This window comes from Allobosea sp. FG18, assembly GCF_057809495.1.
This window is the reverse complement of record NZ_JBMDKB010000014.1, coordinates 80,573-97,740: the sequence shown is the minus strand read 5'-3', so window position 1 is coordinate 97,740 and position 17,168 is coordinate 80,573. Positions and strand designations below refer to the sequence as shown.

Below are 17,168 nucleotides of genomic sequence, written 5' to 3'. Positions count from 1 at the left end.
AAGGGCACAGGCTGTCCGCTTCAGTGCAACAACCTGAGCAGCCCCGTCACCTTGAGCAAGCCGCCGGCCAGCACGGCGTAAAGCACGGCCGCAATCCCGGACACGAGAAGCACCGCCATCAAAATCGGTTCGAAGGGCAGGGCCGCCGTCAGCTTGAGCGCCGTCGGCTTCCCCCAGCAGGCCAGCAGGCCGCAGATCGCCGCAGCGCCGCAGATGATCGCCGCGAAGCCGGGCAGGCGCCGGTCGAGCTCGGTCAAGCCGCGTCGCCGCGCCAGCACGAACAGCGCGATCAGATTGACCCAGGCGCCGGCGGCGGTCGCGAGCGCCAGGCCCGGCGCGCCCCAGTCGCGCCAGAGCAGGAGCTTCAGCGCGAGATTGCACGCGATGGCCGCGAGCGAGACAAGCATCGGTGTCGTCGTGTCGCCGCGCGCCTGGAAAGCCGAGACCTGCGTGCGGATCATCACGATCGCCGGTAAGCCGAGCGCATAGGCGAAGAGCACGGCACCGGCCGCCGCGCTTGCCGGCGCATCGAAGGCGCCGCGTTGGAACAGGCCGGCGACCATCAGTTCCGGTACGGCGACGAAGGCGGCGACGAAGGGCGCGCTGGCAGCGAGCGAGATCGCGATGGCGCGGTTCTGCGCGCGGTTGGCGGCGGCCTCGTCGCCCCGCGCGACGGCGCGGCTCATCGCCGAGAGCGCGACGGTGCCGACAGCGATCGCGATCAGCCCGAGCGGCAACTGGTAGAGCCTCTCGGCATAGTAGAGCGCCGCATAGCCGCCGCGGGGCAGCAGCGAGGCGATGATGGTGTCGGCGAAGATCGCGATCTGCACGCCGGCCGAGCCGATCACGGCCGGGCCGAAAGCCTTCAGGAAACGCTGGACCCCGGCATCCCGCCGTGGCCGCACCAGCTTGCTCGAAACGCCGGCCCGCTTGGCCGCGACATAGAGCAGGCCCCATTGCGCCACGCCTGAGATCGCAACCCCCCAGGCGGCGGCATGGGCTGCGCTCGGAAACAGGAAGGGCACGGCCAGCGCGGCGATGACGAAGAGGTTGAACAGGATCGGCGCGGCGGCGAAGGCGGCATAGCGCTCGACGGCATTGAGCGTTGCCCCGAGGAACGTGACCATGGTCACGAACAGCAGATAGGGGAAGGTGATCCGCGTCAGCGCGACCGCAAGCTCGAACACCGCCGGGTCCTTGCTGAAACCCGGCGCCAGCAACGTCACCAGCCAGGGCATCAGGGGCAGCGCCAGCGCCAGCAGCGCGACCTGCACGATCAGCAGCACTGTGAAGAGCCGGTCGGCGAAGAGATTGGCCGCCTCCTGCCCCTGCTTCTCGGCAACATGGGCATAGGTCGGCACATAGGCCTGGTTGAACGCGCCTTCGCCGAAGATGGCGCGGAAATGGTTGGGCAGGCGCAGCGCAACCGAGAACGCATCCATCGTTGCGCCGGCGCCGAGCACGGCGGCGAGCACGATGTCGCGCGCGAACCCGGTGATCCGCGAGATCAGCGTGTAGCCGCCGACCGACAGGATGTTTCTGAGCATGGAGGTGATCTAGCGGATCAGCGGCGGCAGGGCGTCGCCGCGCGGATGTTCGACAGTGCGGGCGTCGAAGCCGACGCGCTCGCCGATCAGGTAGAGCGGCCGGCGCTTCACCTCGGCGAAGATGCGCCCGACATACTCTCCGATCATGCCGAGCGAGACGAGCTGGATTCCCGAGAAGAACATGATCGAGACGATCAGCGAGGGGAAGCCGGGCAGGTCGGTGCCGAAGAGCAGTGTCCGCAGCATGAAGTAGAGCGCCGAGAACGTCGCAATCACAGCGATGACCGCCCCCGACCATGTCGCGATCTTCAGCGGCACGGTCGAGAACGAGGAGAGGCCGTCGAAAGCGAAGGAGAACAGTTTGCGATACTTGAACTTGGACTGGCCGTGCTCGCGCTCCGCGACCTGGAAGGGCACGCCGATCGAACGGAAGCCGACCCAGGCATAGAGGCCCTTCGAGAACCGCGCGCGTTCCGGCAGCGCCCGCAGGGCATCGACGGCCTTGCGGTCGAGCAGGCGGAAATCTCCGGCGCCTTCCGGCAGCGGCGTTTCGCCGAAATAGCCGAAGATGCGGTAAAACAGCTTGGCGAAACCGCGCTTCATCCGGGTTTCACCTTCGCGGTCGGTGCGCTGGCCGTAGACGTTGAGATAGCCTTCGCGCCATCTGGCGAGGAAGGCGGGGATGGTTTCCGGCGGATGCTGGAGATCTGCGTCCATGATGATGACGGCATCGCCCAGCGCATGGTCGAGCCCCGCAGCGATCGCGATTTCCTTGCCGAAATTGCGGCTGAAGGAGACGGCGTTGATTCGCGGGTCGGCCAGGTTGAGGTCGCGGATCACCGCGAGCGTCTCGTCGCGGCTGCCATCGTCGACGAAGACGACCTCCCAGGATTCGACTTTCCCGTTGAGAGTCGTCCGCAGTCGCTCGACGAGCAGGGGCAGATTGTCGGCCTCGTTGTGCACGGGCACGACGATGGAAAGCTCTGGCCAGCGCGAAGCCCGAGGCACAGGTTGAACCGGCTGAGACCCGATATCCGACACGAACGACCTTTCAATTGCGGGCGCATTCGCCTCTCGGGGCGATGCGCGACGCACAGAACCGCAAAGCTTGCCGGGCGACAAGCCCGCGCGGCAAAACGGCTTTGGTAAAACGCGCGGCTTCATGGCGGCGCGTTTCCATCATGACGGCGTCGCGCTATAGCGCGAACCCGGTCAACGAGGGACAATACGCGCGATGGCGAAGGGCTTTATCCTGTGCGCCGATGATTTCGCCATGACGGAGGGCGTCAGCCGCGCGATTCTCGACCTCCTCCGGCAAGGCAAGTTGACCGCAACGGGGGCGATGACCAATCGCCCGCATTGGCGCCGGCTCGCACCGGAACTCGCAGCTTTCACCGGCAAGGCCGATCTCGGCCTGCATCTCAACCTGACCTGCGCCGCGCCGCTCTCGGCGATGCCGCGGCTCGCACCCGGCGGCACCTTTCCGAGCCTGAAGGATGTCGCGCGCGCTGCCGCCACCTCTCCGGCCGTGCGCAAGGAGATTGCAGCCGAGATCGCGCGCCAGCTCGACGCTTTCGAGGAGGCGCTGGGCCGGCCGCCGGATTTCGTCGACGGACACCAGCATGTCCATGTGCTGCCCGGCGTGCGCCGCGCATTGCTGGATAGCCTCGCACGACGTTATCCCGCGGGCGCCCTCTATGTCCGCGACACTGCGGATCGCCCGGCTGCGATTCGCGCGCGAGGCGTGGCGGTGGGCAAGGCGCTCGTCATTGCCGGCCTCGCCGCCGGCTTCCGCGGTGCGGCGCTGAAGCGGGGCCTACGCGTCAACCGGGGTTTCTCCGGCGTGGCGCCGTTCGATCCGCAACGGGATTTCGTTGCGGACCTCGCCGGTTTCCTGATCGAGCCGGGCCCGTGCCATCTGGTGATGTGCCATCCGGGCTTTGTCGATGACGAGTTGGCCACGCTCGACCCGGTGGTGGCCTCGCGGCCTGTCGAGCATGCGGCCATCGCCGCCTTCGTGCCTCCACCCGGCCTGCCGTTGAGCCGCTTCTCTGCTTTGGACGCTTGATCGCCCGCCGCGCGCGCAAGCGATTTGTTTACCGGGATCGGCCATTGTGACAGCGGGTTGGGGGCGCCGCTCTTCGCAGCAGCATGCGCCGGTTTCGGAGATGATCGGCTCGATGAAGATGTTCAGGCGCGCAGCCGGAGCGGGAGAGCCGGCGCAGCCGGGCGGGCAGAGCCTGGGTTCCCTCAGCCGGCAGATCGCAACGGCGGCCGTGGCGATTGTCGCCATTGCCATCGTCTTCGTGGTGATGGCGATCGCCCGCTACAATGAGACCCGCACGCGTGCCGATCTCGACCAGAAGGTCACGGCGCTGACCCTGATGGTGGTCAACGCCTCGCCGTCCCTGATCCTGTCGCGGGACAACAGCACGCTCGGAGATCTTCTCTCCTCGTTGCAGCGCGACCCCGATTTCGATGCCGGTATCGTTGGCGACGATCTCGTTGCCCTGGCCTCCGCCGGGCGCACGATGGAGGCGCGCCTGTCGCTCACGCCGCGCTGGCTCGCCAATGCGATCGGCGAGGAGCCGTGGAAAGCACTGGAGACGCGCATCGAGATCGATATCGAGGACGACGTCTACCTGACGAAGATCCATGCCGTGCGCGTCGGCACCCAGAATATGCAGATCGGCTATGTCGCTCTGCGCTTCGACAAGACGCGTCTCGTGGCGCGCGCCGCCTGGGAGCAGTTCGTGACGATCGGGCTCGGCCTGGTCATCCTGCTGGTGCTCGGCCCGCTGCTCTGGTTCTCGCTGTCGCGGGCGATGCGCCCCCTGCGCAGCATGACCAAGGCGATCGTCAGCATCTCCGACGGCAATCTCTCGACGCCGATCGACGCGCTGGGCCGGCGCGACGAGATCGGCGCGATCGCGCGGGCGCTCGGCGTCCTCAAGATCCGCCTCGCCGAACGGGCGACGCTGGAGGAGAAGCAGAGCGTGGCCGAGGTCGAGAGGGTCGCGCGCCAGCAGGGCGTCGACCATGCGATCACCTCGTTCCGCAGCGAGGTTGGTCTGGCGCTCGAAGCCTTCAAGAACAATGCGGAGCGCATGCGCGAGGCTTCGGACGGTCTCGCCCGCGTCGCCGCGGAATCCTCCGAGCGTGCGGCGCGCGCGGCCGACAACGCCCACGGCGCCTCGGGCAATGTCGAGAACGCCGCGCAGGCGGCCGAAGAGATGGGCGCGGCCATCCGCGAGGTTGAGTTCCAGGTGCGCCGTGTCCGGACTGAGATCGTCGAGGCGGCGTCCGTCTCGCGCGATACGGCCGGCTCGGTGCAGGCGCTCGACGAGACCGCCCGCGCCATCGGCGAGGTCGTCAACCTGATCCGCGACATCGCCGCGCAGACCAACCTGCTCGCCCTCAATGCCACCATCGAGGCGGCGCGTGCCGGCGAGGCAGGCCGCGGCTTCGCCGTGGTGGCCAACGAGGTCAAGTCGCTGGCGGCGCAGACCGCCGATGCGACTGACCGCATTGTGGCGCAGGTCGCCGCGATCCAGGGCGCGACGGGTCAGGTCGTCGGTTCGATCCAGAAAATCGCCGAGCGCATGAATGCCATCGAGAAATTTGCGAACTCGGTTGCCACCTCGATCGAGCAGCAGGCCATTGCGACCGGCGAAATCGCCAGCGGCGTCGCCATGGCGAGCACCTCGGCGCTCTCGGTGTCGAGCGATCTCAGCGTGCTCGCCGACAGCGTCGAGGAGACCGGTCGCTCGGCGGAGCAGGTGCGCGGCGCGGCCGGCGAGGTCGCCGACCAGGCGCAGCGCCTTGACTCGACCGTCGATCAGTTTCTGCGCAACGTCGCCGCCTGAGCACCGGTCCGGCAGGTTATAGGGCGCGGGTCATCCCGTGCGCGGTGCAGCGCGAAGCGATGCGCCGCAGACACGGGACCGTGAGACGAGAAGGCGCCTCTTCGTGATGACGGTCCCGCATGCGCAGCGGCACTTCGCGCCGCAGCGCATGCGGGAAGACACCCACAAACAAAAAAAACGGGGCCGTGAGGCCCCGTTTTCGTTTCCGGCAACCTGCCGATTACTTGGCGGCGTCGAAGCGCTCGGCCACGTAGTCCCAGTTCACCAGGCTCTCGAGGAAGGCCTTGAGATAGTCGGGGCGACGGTTGCGGTAGTCGATGTAGTAGGAGTGCTCCCAGACGTCGACGCCGAGGATCGGGGTCGCGCCATGGACGAGCGGGCTCTCGCCGTTCGGGGTTTTGCTGACGGCGAGCTTGCCGCCCTTGACCTCGAGCCAGGCCCAGCCCGAGCCGAACTGGCCGACGCCGGCGGCGACGAAGTCTTCCTTGAACTTCTCGACCGAGCCGAACGAGTCGACGATCGCCTTCTCCAGCGCGCCCGGGATCTTGCCGCCGCCATTCGGCTTCATCCACTTCCAGAAGTGAAGGTGGTTGTAGTGCTGGCCAGCGTTGTTGAAGACGGCGGGGTTCTTGCCGTAGGAGCCCTTGACGATCTCCTCCAGCGACTTGCCCTCGAACTCCGTGCCCTTGATGGCATTGTTGCCGTTGGTCACATAGGCGAGGTGGTGCTTGTCGTGATGGTACTCGAGCGTCTCCTTCGACATGAAGGGCTGGAGCGCATCATGGGCGTAGGGAAGATCGGGAAGGGTAAAGGACATGAGGCCTCTCCTTGGGCTGTGAAATCGCTTGAAATGAGAATGGCCTGCCGTTGGGGCAGGCGAGGCCGTGGAGACCTTGCCATTCCCTGCGATAGTTAAGCGCCCGCGCGCCGGTCGACAACCGCTCCGGTTGCGAAAAGCATATGTGTTCTCGACAGGTCGCCACAATCGCGCCAGATTTCTCTCCCTTAGCGGTCTGGATTGGAAACTCTCCCTTATTCAATACGTTAGATAGTGACGCGACGGTCGCCTCAGCCCAGAGCTGTCACGGCCCTGCCAAGGATACCGAATTGATCGCGATTTTTACCGTTCTGGGTCTGCTTCTGTTCGGCGGTGGCGCCTACGCCATCTATGACGGCTGGCCTTATATGGTGCTGGAGCGTGGCTTCACGCAGGTCATCATCGGCTCGATCGCAAGCGGCGTTGGTCTGATCATGCTTTCGCTCGCCTGGGTCCTGAAGGAAGTCCGCGCAACCCGGCGCGCGCTGATCGAGGCGATCGAGCTTCGGGCGCAGGCGCCGCTTCCGGCCGCCGCCGTTGAGCAGGCGCCGTTTGCCGTGCCGGCGCGGCCCGAAGCCACGGTCTTCTCGCGTTCCGTGGCTCCGGCTGCGATCGGCGCGGTTGCGGGCGCTGCGGCAACGGGCATCGTGGCGCAGGCCCTCGCGGTATCCGACGACGAGCGCACGCCGGCTCCTGCCGAGGCGCCGGCCTCATCCGGAGACAGGGATTTGTTCGGCGCGCTCGTCGCGCAGAAACTGGAGGAACCGGAGCCCGCCGTCGAGGACGCGCCCGAGACGGCTGCCGAACCCGTGGCGGAAAGCGCCGGGCCATTGCTCGACATGTTCGAAGAGGCGCCGTCGACCGTGGCGGCGCCGGAGCCTCTCGAGTATCCTGCGGCATTCGAAGCGGAAGGGCATGAGTCGGCCGAGCCGGTTACCGCGAAGGTCCAGCCCACCGCCGAGGAGGAAGCTCCCGCTGGACATGACGAGCCGGAATCCTTCGGGGCCTCGCTTCCGGAGCAGCAGCCGGTCGCGGAACGTGAGGCCATCCCGGACGAACCCGTAGAGGCGCCGGCTGCCGACGAGGATGAGCTCGACGAGTTCAGCGCCCTGCGCGCGAGCCTGGCGGGCCATCTCAACGAGCCGGAGCCCGAAACCGGCCGCATCGAGCCATCCTTCTCCCCGGAACCGGATCCGTTCGCCGCGGCGGAGTCCTGGATGGACAAAGCCTCGCCGCGCCGCGAGCCCTGGCTCGATACGCCGCCGGCCGAAGCGCTGGCCCCGGTGCAAGAGACCGCTCCGCTCTGGCCGCCGCGAACCGAGGCTCATGCCTTCGATGAGCGGGCCGAGCCCGAGGCCATCGGCGCCGAAGCTGAAACGTTTGCCTACCCGGTCGAAGCGCCTGTTCATGAGGAGCCGGACACCCCGCACGCAGAAGCGTTGCCCGAGCCTGCCACAGTCGACGAGCCGCAGGCCGAGGAGCCTCCGGCCCCTGCTGACAGCCGAGCGGCGTCCGACGAGGGCATCGTCGGTGCCTATCAGGTCGGCGACGCGCATTTCACCATCTATGCCGATGGCTCGATCTGCGCCCGCACGCCCGAGGGCGAATACAGCTTCGGCTCGATGGACGAGCTCAAGGTCTATCTCGCCAGCGAGAAGAGCCGGCTCGGCGTCTGATCAGGCGCCCTTCGCCGCATCCCAGCCTTCGCCGACGGTATGGATGGCGAAGGCATAAGCCAGGGCGGTCTCCTTCAGCGAGTCGAAGCGGCCGGCCGAACCGGCATGGCCAGCTTCCATGTTGGTATGCAGCAGGATGGGGCCACCGCCGGTCATCGTGGCGCGTAAGCGTGCGACCCATTTCGCCGGCTCCCAGTAGGTCACGCGCGGATCGGTCAGCCCGGCCATGGCGAGGATCGGCGGATAATTCTGCGCCGTGACATTGTCGTAGGGCGAGTAGCTGCGGATGGTCTCGAAGGCCTTCACGTCGCGGATCGGGTCGCCCCATTCCGGCCATTCCGGCGGCGTCAGCGGCAGGGTGTCGTCGAGGATCGTGTTGAGCACGTCGACGAAGGGCACTTCCGCGACGATGCCGGCGAAGAGCTCCGGCGCCATGTTGGCGACGGCCCCCATCAGCATGCCGCCGGCACTGCCGCCCTCGGCGACGAGGCGCCCGCGCGTCGTGAAGCCGGCATCGGCCAGCGCGCCTGCGGCGGCGATGAAATCGGTGAAGGTGTTGCGCTTGTTCTCGCGCTTGCCGTCGAGATACCAGCGCCAGCCCTTGTCCGTGCCGCCGCGCACATGGGCGATGGCATAGACGAAGCCACGATCGACCAGGCTGAGCGGCCGCGTCCGGAACGAGGCCGACATCGCCGAACCGTAGGAGCCGTAGCCGTAGAGCAGGCAGGGCGCGCTGCCGTCGAGCGCGAGATCGGCCCGGTGCAGGATCGAGATCGGCACGCGCGCGCCGTCCGGCGCCGTGGCGAAGATGCGGCGCACCTTGTAGCTGGCCGGATCATGCCCGGAGGGCACGTCCTGCCGCTTCAGCAAGGTCCGTTCGCCGGTAATCAGGTTGTAATCATAGGTTTCTGCCGGCCGTGCCATCGAGGCATAGATGAAGCGCAGCGTATCGGTCTCGAATTCGTAGCCCGCATCCATGCCGAGCCCATAGGCTTCCTCGTCGAAGGCGATGTTGCTCTCCACGCCATCGGCGAGGTGGCGGATGACGATGCGCGGCAGCCCGTCCTCGCGCTCCAGCCGGATCAGGCGCCCCTTCAGGCAGACATGGTCGAGGATGAGGCGGCCCGGTTTGTGCGCGATCAGGTCGCGCCAGTTCGCCGGATCAGGCGCATCGACGGGGACCGTGACGATCTTGAAGTCCTCGGCGCCGTCGGCATTGGTCAGGATCACGAAGACGTCGCCGTGATGCTCCAGGTTGTACTGGCGCCCCGGCTCGCGCTCTGCGACGAGCACCGGCTTCGCCTCCGGGCGGTCGAGATCGAGGATGCGCGTTTCCGATGTCTCGTGATCGCCGATGGTGATCAGCAGGAAGCGGCCGGACTGGGTCTTGTCGATATCGACGAACATGCCGGCATCGGTTTCGTCATGCAGCAAGTCGTCCGCCTCGGCAGGCGTGCCGAGGCGATGGCGCTTCACCCGTGACGGGCGATGGTCGTCGTCGAGCGCGACATAGAAGAACGAGCGGGAATCGCGTGCCCAGATGATCTCGCCGGTCGTGTCCTTGACGAGGTCGGGCAGGTCGGCGCCGCTCTCCAGGTCCTTGACGTGGATACTGTGCAGTTCCGAGCCCGCTTCGTCGGCGCTCCACGCGAGCAGGCGATGATCCGGGCTATGCGCGGCGTCGCCGAGATCGAAGAAATCCTTGTCCTCGGCCAACGCATCGGCGTCGAGCATGATCTGCTCGCCCGCCCGGCCGCTCTTGCCCGCCATGCTGCGGGGCTTGCGGCAGATCAGCGGATGCTCGGCACCCTTGCGATAGCGCGAATAGTACAGGAAGGGGCCATCCGGCTGCGGAACGCTCGAATCGTCTTCCTTGATCCGGCCGCGCATTTCCTTGACCAGTTCTTTCTGCAAGGCCCGGGTCGGCGCCATCAGCGCCTTGCAATAGGTGTTCTCGGCTTCGAGATAGTTGCGGATGTCGGCGGGCAGGACGTCGGGCTCCCGCAGCACGTCCTTCCAGTTATCGGCGCGCAGCCAGCCATAGTCGTCGCGCAGCGTGACGCCATGGACCTGCGTTTCCGTCGTGCGAATCTCGGCCTTTGGCGGCAACGGCGCAGGCTTGCGCCGGCGTGCTGCGGTGCTCGAGGAGCGAGGGGCCTGATCCTGACGCATGGCGATCTCCGGCATGGGGAGCCGACAGGTAGAGGCGGCGGCAACAGCTTGCAAGACAGTGCGGGGCGCCCCGGCTTTGAATTTTTCTGCTCAGTGCATTGCAGCATCCCATGGATGAATTGTTGAGCTTTGCATTCATGAATTGTTGGGAATTGCTGGCTTGCACGAATAAACAGTATCGACTAAACGCATATTGTGATCAGTCCGCGTTATCCGATTCTGAGCCGATGGTGCTTGACCCATTATTGGCAATATTGATCAGGCTATCGGATACGAGGCGGTGGACGATCAGCGCAGAACGCTACCAAGAACGATAAGGAGAGACATCGCCATGGCTGATAATGAGGGCGCTGATTTCATTGAGCTGACGGCGGATATCGTTTCCGCTTACGTCTCCAACAATTCGGTGCCGGCCTCCGACCTGCCGGCTCTGATCAGCGAAGTACACTCGGCGTTGAGCCGCGTGATCGGCGGCGCTGCACCGGTGGTGCAGGTCGAGGCTCCCAAGCCTGCCATTCCCGTCAAGAAGTCGATCACGGCCGATTACCTGATCTGCCTGGAAGACGGAAAGAAGTTCAAGTCGCTGAAGCGGCACCTGCGCACGCAGTACAACATGTCGCCCGAGCAGTATCGCGAGAAGTGGGGCCTGCCGCCGGACTATCCGATGGTCGCGCCGAACTATGCCGAGGCACGCTCTCAGCTTGCGAAGAAGATGGGCCTGGGCCAGCAGCGCCGCAAGCGCCGCTGAGCAACTGGCCGGCGCCGAATGGACGCGCCACCCTGAAGAAAAAAGCCGCCGATGATCTCGGCGGCTTTTTTCTTGCGCATCTCGCGCGCACGGCAGCGGCGGGGATAAAACCGGGTCCGGGCTTGTCAGTCGAGTTATAAGAATATAATCCTATTAGCGCGAGGCTTCCCGGAAAGGCGGGTGGCGCTGGATAGGAACATAACATGAACATATCGCGTGACCAATCGCAACCGATCCTGCGAGCGACCGCCGGGGCGCGACTGGCGGAAGTGGCGACCGTCGCCGCGATCCGCATTCCCCTGGTCGGTCTGCGGGCTGCGAGCCGGGGCCGGAAACCGATCGCGCTGGCCCGGCAGACGGCGATGTATCTGGCTCATGTCGCCTTCGGGCTCAGTCTCACCCGCGTCGGCATCTGTTTCGGCCGGGACCGCACGACCGTGCGCCACGCCTGCGCGCTGATCGAGGATCGCCGCGACGATCCAGCCCTCGAATTCGGTCTGGCCGCTATGGAGGCCGCGCTTCTGGCGGCGATGGCGAGGCTGGTCGAATCGCCTGCGGAGGCCTGCCGATGACCGCCGGGATCGCAGGCAATGAGGGCGCTCGCCTTCTGAAGCACCTTGCCGGGCCTGGATGCTACGGCCTGGTTTCGCCCTTGGGCTGCGGCCGCATCGCGCTGTTCCGGACGGTGAACGGCACGAGCCTGGGCGCCGGCTATGTTGCTGCGGAAACGGTGCAGGCCCTCGTGGCCGAGGGGCGCGTGTCCTGGGCGCGGGACGAAAAGCCGGCACGGCTCGGGCTCGCTCCATCCGTTTCGGGCGCTTCGGCTGCAGAGAAGGCGCGATCCGGGGCTGCAGTGCGGTCTGCTCCCGTCGTGGACGACCGCGAAAGCCCGCTGCTCTGGCTGTATCGCCGCCCCGGAAAAGACGGCAGGCCGCAGATCAGCAGCGAGGAATTCGCGGCGGGCGAGCGCTTCCGGGCCGATATCACCCTGGCCGGCATGCTGCCGCGCGTGACGATGAACTGGGACGCGGCGCTCTCGCCGGAGCCGGCCGTAACCGGGCCGCGCGATGTCGCAGGCTCCTCCGACACCGCGCTCGCGGCGCGTCAGCGTATCAGGCTGGCTTGCGACAGGCTGGGGCCTGAGCTGTCAGGCCTCGCGATCGATATCTGCGGCTTTCTCAAGGGGCTCGATCTCGTCGAGAAGGAGCGTCGCTGGCCGCCGCGCTCGGCCAAGGTCGTGCTGCGGGTCGCGCTGGCGGCACTGGTGACGCATTACGGTCTTGACCGCCGCGCCCGGCAGCAGGGAATGCGGAGCTGGCAGGCGGCCGATGCCCGGCCGCGCGAATTCCCGGCATCCGGCTGAAAACGCTCAGGCGGCGACTGCAGCCTGAGCGTCGCGCTTGATCCGGTCGATCATGGCGCGCACGCCGTTCGAGCGCTGCGGCGTGAGATGGGCGGCGAGGCCGAGGCGCTCATAGATGGCGAAGGCATCGGTCGCGAGGATGTCGGCGGCCTCCCGCCCGGAGAAAATCGCCAGCGCCAGCGCCACCAGCCCGCGCACGATATGGGCGTCGCTGTCGCCGACGAAGCGGAGCCGGGTCTGCGGTCCGCCGCCGCCCTCGCGATGGGATACGAGCCAGACCTGGCTGGCGCAACCGCGCACCTTGTTGGCGTCGACATGCGCGTCCTCGGGCAGGGGCTCGAGGCTCTTGCCGAGTTCGATGAGATAGCGATAGCGATCGTCCCACTCGTCGAGCAGTTCGAAATTCGCGACGATGTCGTCGAGGCTTGTGGTCATGTCCGGCCTCTTCCCGCGATTGCGGGGGAGCGTCAAGCGTTCAGCGCTGAGGCGCAGGCTTACCGATCACGGCCGTCGCCGCGGCGTTCAGGATGCGCTCGCGCAGGACCGGGTCCATCCCCGCCAGGATTTCGGCAGCCTCGCGCGCGGCCGTCAGGCTGCCAGCCACGCTGCGCGCCTCGGTCCGGACGGTCTCTGCGGCCTGCCGCATGGCCTGAGGCGGGGCGTCGTCGGCCGGTTTGCCGCTGTGCACCGGCGAATTCACGGCGATCAGGCCGATGATCGCGATCTTGCGCAGCAGGTGGGCCATCTCTGTCTCCGTCGCCGGCGCCTTCCTGTGCGCCGCGAGGACAACCTAGACCGGGATCTCGAAAAATCGCGTCATTCCAAACGCTCAAATGCGAGTCGAATACCGCAGGTGATCTTCAGTTTCCATTCACCTTGCCGCGAACATCGCCGGCCGTCGGAAAATCGATCGTATTTGAGATAACTATATGAAAAATATTAGAAAAATCTAACAGGTCGATCTGGCGGGCGCTTTCGTCCGTCTTCGCCTTAAGCCCCGCTTAAACCGACCATGGCGAGATGCGCCAAGCGGATGGGGGTATCCGCGAGAGTAAGGCGTTGCGTTCCGTATGGCGATCACGGCACTGAGGACACAGGCGGCGGCACTGGTGCATGCATCGGTGCAGTCGAACCCGGCGGAAAGGCAGCGTCACGAACGTTTCGTTCTGTCGCGCCTGCTCGTCGGCGCAGGCATGCTCGGCCTCGCTCCGGCCTATCTGGCCTGGCGCGGCGCACCCGGCGCCTTCGAGGCCGCCATGATCGTCGCCGCCGCGCTTGCGGTTTTCTCCGTCGCGCTGGTTGCCCGCACTGGCCGTCTCGATGCGGCGCATGCGCTGTCCTCCGCTGCGCTCTCTCTCTTCATCGTGGCGCTGGCCGGCGCGACCGGTGGCATGTCCTCACCCCTGCTGCTCTGGCTGGCGGTCGTGCCGGTCGAGGCGGCGCTTTTCGGTTCGCGCGGCTTCATGCTGCGGGCCGGCTGGATCGCAGTGGGCGCGCTGTTCGCCGCCATCGGATTGCAGTCGCTCGGTCTGTTCGCCGAAGCCTCGCCATGGACAGGTGAAGCGATGCCGCTTCTGGCGATATCCGCGCTCGTCCAGGCTCTGGTGGTGACGGCTGTCCTGCTGCGCCGGCGCCATGCCGAGGAGCGCGTGCAGCGCGTCTCGGATGCGCGCTCGCAGCTTCTGCTCGATCATGTCGGCGATCTCGTCACCTGGCACGATGCCGGCGGCGCGGTCGTCTTCGCCAATGCCGCGGCGCGCACGCTGGCCGGCGCCGATCCGCGCGAACTGCTCGGGCGCGGCCTGTTCGAGCGCGTCCACATCGCCGACCGGCCGCTTTTCCTGAAAGCCCTGAGCGATGCCGCTCATGGCGAGGAGGGGGTGACTGCCTGTTTCCGGACGCTCTTCGTGCCGCGCGAGGGCGCCGGCGAGAGCCGCCTGCCGGTTTCGCTCTGGCTGGAGATGCAGGCCTGCCGTGTCGCAGGTGCCGCTGCCGCGGACGGTGCCGCCGTCGTCTGCGTGATGCGCGACGTGACGGCGCGTCGCGCCACCGAGGAAGCCCGCGAGCGCGGCCATGCCGAGGCGCTGCGCGCGAACGACGTCAAGGGCCAGTTCCTGGCGACCGTGAGCCATGAATTGCGCACGCCGCTCAACGCGATCATCGGCTTTTCCGAGATGCTGAGCGCCGAGGACAATGGCTGGCTCGACGCGCAGAAGCGCCTGGAATACGCGCGCATCATCCACGCTTCCGGCCATCACCTGCTCGATGTCGTCAACACATTGCTCGACATTTCGAAGATCGAGAGCGGCGCCATGACCATCGAGCGCGAGCCGCTCGACCTTGCCGCGATGGCACAGGACTGCTGCACGCTGATGGCGCTGCGGGCCGAGACCGGCGGCATCGCGCTGGAGCGCGTGGTCGGCCCGGGCCTTCCGGCGGTCGAAGGCGATCGGCGTGCGCTGAAGCAGGTCGTGCTCAACCTGCTTTCGAACGCCATCAAGTTCACCCCGGCCGGTGGGCGCGTGACGCTTGCGGTCGTGCGCGATGGCGACACGATCGACCTTTCCGTCTCCGATACCGGCATCGGCATCGCCGCCGCCGATCTGCCCCGGCTGGGCGATCCCTTCTTCCAGGCCAAGGGCGCCTATGATCGGGCCCATGAAGGCACCGGCCTCGGCCTGTCCGTCGTGCGCGGCCTCGTCGGCCTGCATGGCGGCCGCCTGACGGTCGAGAGCGCGCCGGGCATCGGCACGCGCGTCTCTGTTCGCTTGCCGGTTGGCGGCGTGGAGGGCGTCGAGCAGCCTGCCAAGATCGTGACTTTCGCCCGAGCCCCCCGCCGGGGTCTCGACACCAAAGAACCTCTCCGCCTGACCGCCTGAAGACGAGCTGACGCAATGTCCGTGACCATGGCCGCCCGCGCCCATTCCGGCGCCTCCCTGTCCGCTCCGGTGCGCCGCGCCCAGCCGGCGCGCCGCAAGACATCCTGGCTCGGCCGGGTCGCCCGCATTGCCGGGCAGCGGCCGGGCAGGGCGCTGGTCCTGCTGGCTTTCGGCATCGTCTCGGTCGCCATCGTCGCCAATGCTCTGATGTTCCAGAAGGCGCGCCATCCGGCCCCGATGCTCTCCGCTCCCGCGCCGGTCTCGCAGCCGCGGGCCGCCGCCGAGCGCCGTGCCGACCCGACGCCCGCCGCGGCCGTTGAGGCACCGGCGGCGCAGCCGATCCGGCCCCCGGCGCGCCCGACCGATCTTTCGCAGACGCAGGCCGCCCGTGAGGCGCAGCCCCGTCCGCCGGCTGCCGTCCCGGCTGCGCCGCGCGCCGCCGCCCCGGCTCCTGCGCCCCGCGCTGCCGCCGCTCCCGCGCGTGATCCGATCGCGGATCTGATCAATGGTGACCTGCGCCCGCCGGCGGATGTCAGGTCCGCCAACCGTTCCGCCGCAACACCGCGTACCTGATCGGCGGCGCCGGAGATGGCGCGCCTGACCAGCGACTTCTGGGTTTCGGCTTATCTGCGGCAGGCAGCTTTCGACGGCCTCGTTGCCGTGCTGCGCCGCCGCGGCGCGCGCGAGGCGGGCGCCATCTTCGTCAAGCTCGACCGGCTCGACGGCACTGCCGCGCTCTACGGCCCGGCACCGCAGGCGCTGGCCGAGGACGATGGCGAGCGTCGCTTCCAGCTCCTGCTCGATGCCGATCCGCTGGCGATCGAGGACCGTGTCGAGCGTGAATTGCGCTTCGATGGCGATCTCTGGCTGGTCGAGATCGAGAACCGCGCCGGCGACCCGAGACTCGCGCTCGTCGAGGCCTGATACGGCCTGCCTGAGCGCGCCTGCTCAGCCGCGCTCGCGCTTCGCCCCGATCTTTCCGAGGACGTCCGACATGGCCGGTTGCGCTTCCGGCCGGACATGGCCGGCGCGCGATGGCGTGCCGCTCGGATCCATCGCCGGCAGGTGCTGGCCCCGCCGCTGCGGCGTGGCTACCCCCGTGCCGGCGATATGCATCGCCAGGCGGAAGGCGATGGCGGGCCTTACCGAGCGCATCAGCGTGACCAGTGCGAAGATGCGCTCGACCGAATGGGCGGCATCGTCGCCGAGCCGGATCAGGAAGCGCGTCGCTTCCTCGACCGTGGTGCCGCTCGCGGTCAGCGCGAGTGCCGCAAGATCCCGCGACGCGTCGCCGGCCATCGCAGCCGCAAGAGCTTTGCCGCCGCCGAGATGGTCGGCGATGGCGGAGAAGGCGGCGTCACGATCCTCGGCGGCAAGGTCGAGCCAGCCGGCGAAGGCCGGACCGGACAGGGCCGGGCGCCTGTCGCTGGGGTGCAGTGCTTCGCGCGCCATCAACGATTCGAGGATCGCAAGGCGTCGCTCCGCACCAGCATGCAGGAAAAGCGGCGCTAGTTCCATGTTGGACAGGTCGGGACGAGCGAGCAGGCCGGGCCGATAGGCGGGCTCGATTCGCGCCCGCGCGATCAGCAGGTCTACGGCGGCGCGCGGCATCGGGGCGTTGTGATTGGCGATCAGGGCGAGGTCGAGCTCGCGACGTTCGTTCGCGACGAGCATGGTGACGGCCTGGGCGGTGAGGTCGGACCGAACGGCCAGCGCCGCGCGCATCGCCTCGTCTCCGGTCTCGACGAGACGCTCGATCTCCGCTTCCGGAACGGGCATCCCATGGCGCAAAAGCGCGGCCAGCACGAGCCCGCCCTTGGCGGCGAGCCCGGCGAGAACCGGCGCGGGCGTATGGGCCCAGCCGGCGAGCTTGCGCGCCAGGATGAGGGCGGTCGCCTCGTCGATGCCGGGCAGCAGCGCCTCGGCCATCTCGCTGAAGGCAGCCAGATCACCGGAAGAGGGGCGTGGCGTCGAGAGCAGGAGATCGGCTTTGACCCGCAACGAGATCGGGCTGAGATCGAGCCCGCCTTCTCGCGCCAGGCGCGCGAGATCGGCGAGTTCCTTGGAAACGGATGCGGGCATGGCAGGCTCGGGCTGGAA

The 17,168-nt window shown here is 67.5% G+C and carries 16 protein-coding genes; 9 read left to right on the top strand and 7 right to left on the bottom strand.

Going from position 1 to position 17,168, the window contains the following annotated elements:
• Positions 1 to 20 precede the first annotated feature (20 nt).
• Both murJ and ACODTJ_RS16460 read right to left on the bottom strand, forming a co-directional pair.
• Complete coding sequence (gene murJ, locus ACODTJ_RS16465) at positions 21 to 1,547, bottom strand: murein biosynthesis integral membrane protein MurJ (RefSeq protein ID WP_454657830.1); 1,527 nt, start codon at positions 1,545 to 1,547, stop codon at positions 21 to 23.
• Between the two features lie 9 nt (positions 1,548 to 1,556).
• A complete protein-coding gene (locus ACODTJ_RS16460; protein ID WP_488849454.1) occupies positions 1,557 to 2,555 on the bottom strand; it encodes a glycosyltransferase family 2 protein in 999 nt (332 codons plus the stop codon).
• Between the two features lie 226 nt (positions 2,556 to 2,781).
• Here ACODTJ_RS16460 and ACODTJ_RS16455 point away from each other — a divergent pair, with 226 nt between their 5' ends.
• Both ACODTJ_RS16455 and ACODTJ_RS16450 read left to right on the top strand, forming a co-directional pair.
• Positions 2,782 to 3,615 (top strand): ChbG/HpnK family deacetylase, encoded by an 834-nt coding sequence (locus ACODTJ_RS16455; RefSeq protein ID WP_454657828.1) that lies wholly within the window; start codon positions 2,782 to 2,784, stop codon positions 3,613 to 3,615.
• A 112-nt stretch (positions 3,616 to 3,727) separates the two neighbouring features.
• Positions 3,728 to 5,413, top strand: coding sequence for a methyl-accepting chemotaxis protein (locus ACODTJ_RS16450; protein ID WP_488849452.1), 1,686 nt, complete (start codon positions 3,728 to 3,730; stop codon positions 5,411 to 5,413).
• A 220-nt stretch (positions 5,414 to 5,633) separates the two neighbouring features.
• Here the strand turns inward: ACODTJ_RS16450 and ACODTJ_RS16445 are convergent, their stop codons facing one another.
• Entirely contained in the window at positions 5,634 to 6,230 is a 597-nt protein-coding gene (locus ACODTJ_RS16445; protein WP_454657826.1) for a superoxide dismutase, read from the bottom strand.
• 290 nt (positions 6,231 to 6,520) lie between these two features.
• Here ACODTJ_RS16445 and ACODTJ_RS16440 point away from each other — a divergent pair, with 290 nt between their 5' ends.
• Positions 6,521 to 7,906: a hypothetical protein gene (locus ACODTJ_RS16440; RefSeq protein WP_454657825.1), complete on the top strand. Its 1,386-nt coding sequence runs from the start codon at positions 6,521 to 6,523 to the stop codon at positions 7,904 to 7,906.
• Here ACODTJ_RS16440 and ACODTJ_RS16435 read toward each other — a convergent pair whose 3' ends face one another.
• Entirely contained in the window at positions 7,907 to 10,078 is a 2,172-nt protein-coding gene (locus ACODTJ_RS16435; RefSeq protein ID WP_454657824.1) for a S9 family peptidase, read from the bottom strand. It lies immediately after the preceding gene.
• Between the two features lie 331 nt (positions 10,079 to 10,409).
• Between ACODTJ_RS16435 and ACODTJ_RS16430 the strand changes: the two genes are divergently transcribed.
• From ACODTJ_RS16430 to ACODTJ_RS16420, 3 genes are all read left to right on the top strand, one after another.
• The gene (locus tag ACODTJ_RS16430; RefSeq protein WP_454657823.1) at positions 10,410 to 10,826 is read left to right on the top strand and encodes a Ros/MucR family transcriptional regulator; all 417 of its coding nucleotides are present in this window, start codon (positions 10,410 to 10,412) and stop codon (positions 10,824 to 10,826) included.
• Between the two features lie 203 nt (positions 10,827 to 11,029).
• Positions 11,030 to 11,398, top strand: a complete 369-nt coding sequence (locus ACODTJ_RS16425) for a helix-turn-helix domain-containing protein (RefSeq protein ID WP_454657822.1) — start codon at positions 11,030 to 11,032, stop codon at positions 11,396 to 11,398.
• Complete coding sequence (locus ACODTJ_RS16420) at positions 11,395 to 12,189, top strand: DUF6456 domain-containing protein (protein ID WP_488849448.1); 795 nt, start codon at positions 11,395 to 11,397, stop codon at positions 12,187 to 12,189. The genes ACODTJ_RS16425 and ACODTJ_RS16420 overlap by 4 nt, the downstream gene beginning before the upstream one ends.
• Before the next feature lie 6 nt (positions 12,190 to 12,195).
• Here the strand turns inward: ACODTJ_RS16420 and ACODTJ_RS16415 are convergent, their stop codons facing one another.
• Positions 12,196 to 12,624, bottom strand: coding sequence for a SufE family protein (locus ACODTJ_RS16415; RefSeq protein ID WP_488849446.1), 429 nt, complete (start codon positions 12,622 to 12,624; stop codon positions 12,196 to 12,198).
• A 40-nt stretch (positions 12,625 to 12,664) separates the two neighbouring features.
• Positions 12,665 to 12,934, bottom strand: a complete 270-nt coding sequence (locus tag ACODTJ_RS16410) for a hypothetical protein (RefSeq protein WP_454657819.1) — start codon at positions 12,932 to 12,934, stop codon at positions 12,665 to 12,667.
• A gap of 325 nt (positions 12,935 to 13,259) precedes the next feature.
• On the opposite strand from ACODTJ_RS16410, the gene ACODTJ_RS16405 reads away from it, so the two are divergent.
• From ACODTJ_RS16405 to ACODTJ_RS16395, 3 genes are read left to right on the top strand one after another with little or no spacing between them, the layout of a single operon-like run.
• On the top strand, positions 13,260 to 15,068 hold the full coding sequence (locus ACODTJ_RS16405) for a PAS domain-containing sensor histidine kinase (protein WP_454657818.1): 1,809 nt from the start codon (positions 13,260 to 13,262) through the stop codon (positions 15,066 to 15,068).
• Positions 15,069 to 15,083: 15 nt separating this feature from the next.
• Positions 15,084 to 15,641 (top strand): hypothetical protein, encoded by a 558-nt coding sequence (locus tag ACODTJ_RS16400; protein WP_454657817.1) that lies wholly within the window; start codon positions 15,084 to 15,086, stop codon positions 15,639 to 15,641.
• A gap of 15 nt (positions 15,642 to 15,656) precedes the next feature.
• Positions 15,657 to 15,992, top strand: coding sequence for a DUF1491 family protein (locus ACODTJ_RS16395; RefSeq protein ID WP_454657816.1), 336 nt, complete (start codon positions 15,657 to 15,659; stop codon positions 15,990 to 15,992).
• A 24-nt stretch (positions 15,993 to 16,016) separates the two neighbouring features.
• On the opposite strand, the gene ACODTJ_RS16390 is transcribed toward ACODTJ_RS16395, so the two are convergent.
• Positions 16,017 to 17,150, bottom strand: a complete 1,134-nt coding sequence (locus tag ACODTJ_RS16390; protein WP_454657815.1) for a DUF2336 domain-containing protein — start codon at positions 17,148 to 17,150, stop codon at positions 16,017 to 16,019.
• Positions 17,151 to 17,168: the final 18 nt, after the last annotated feature.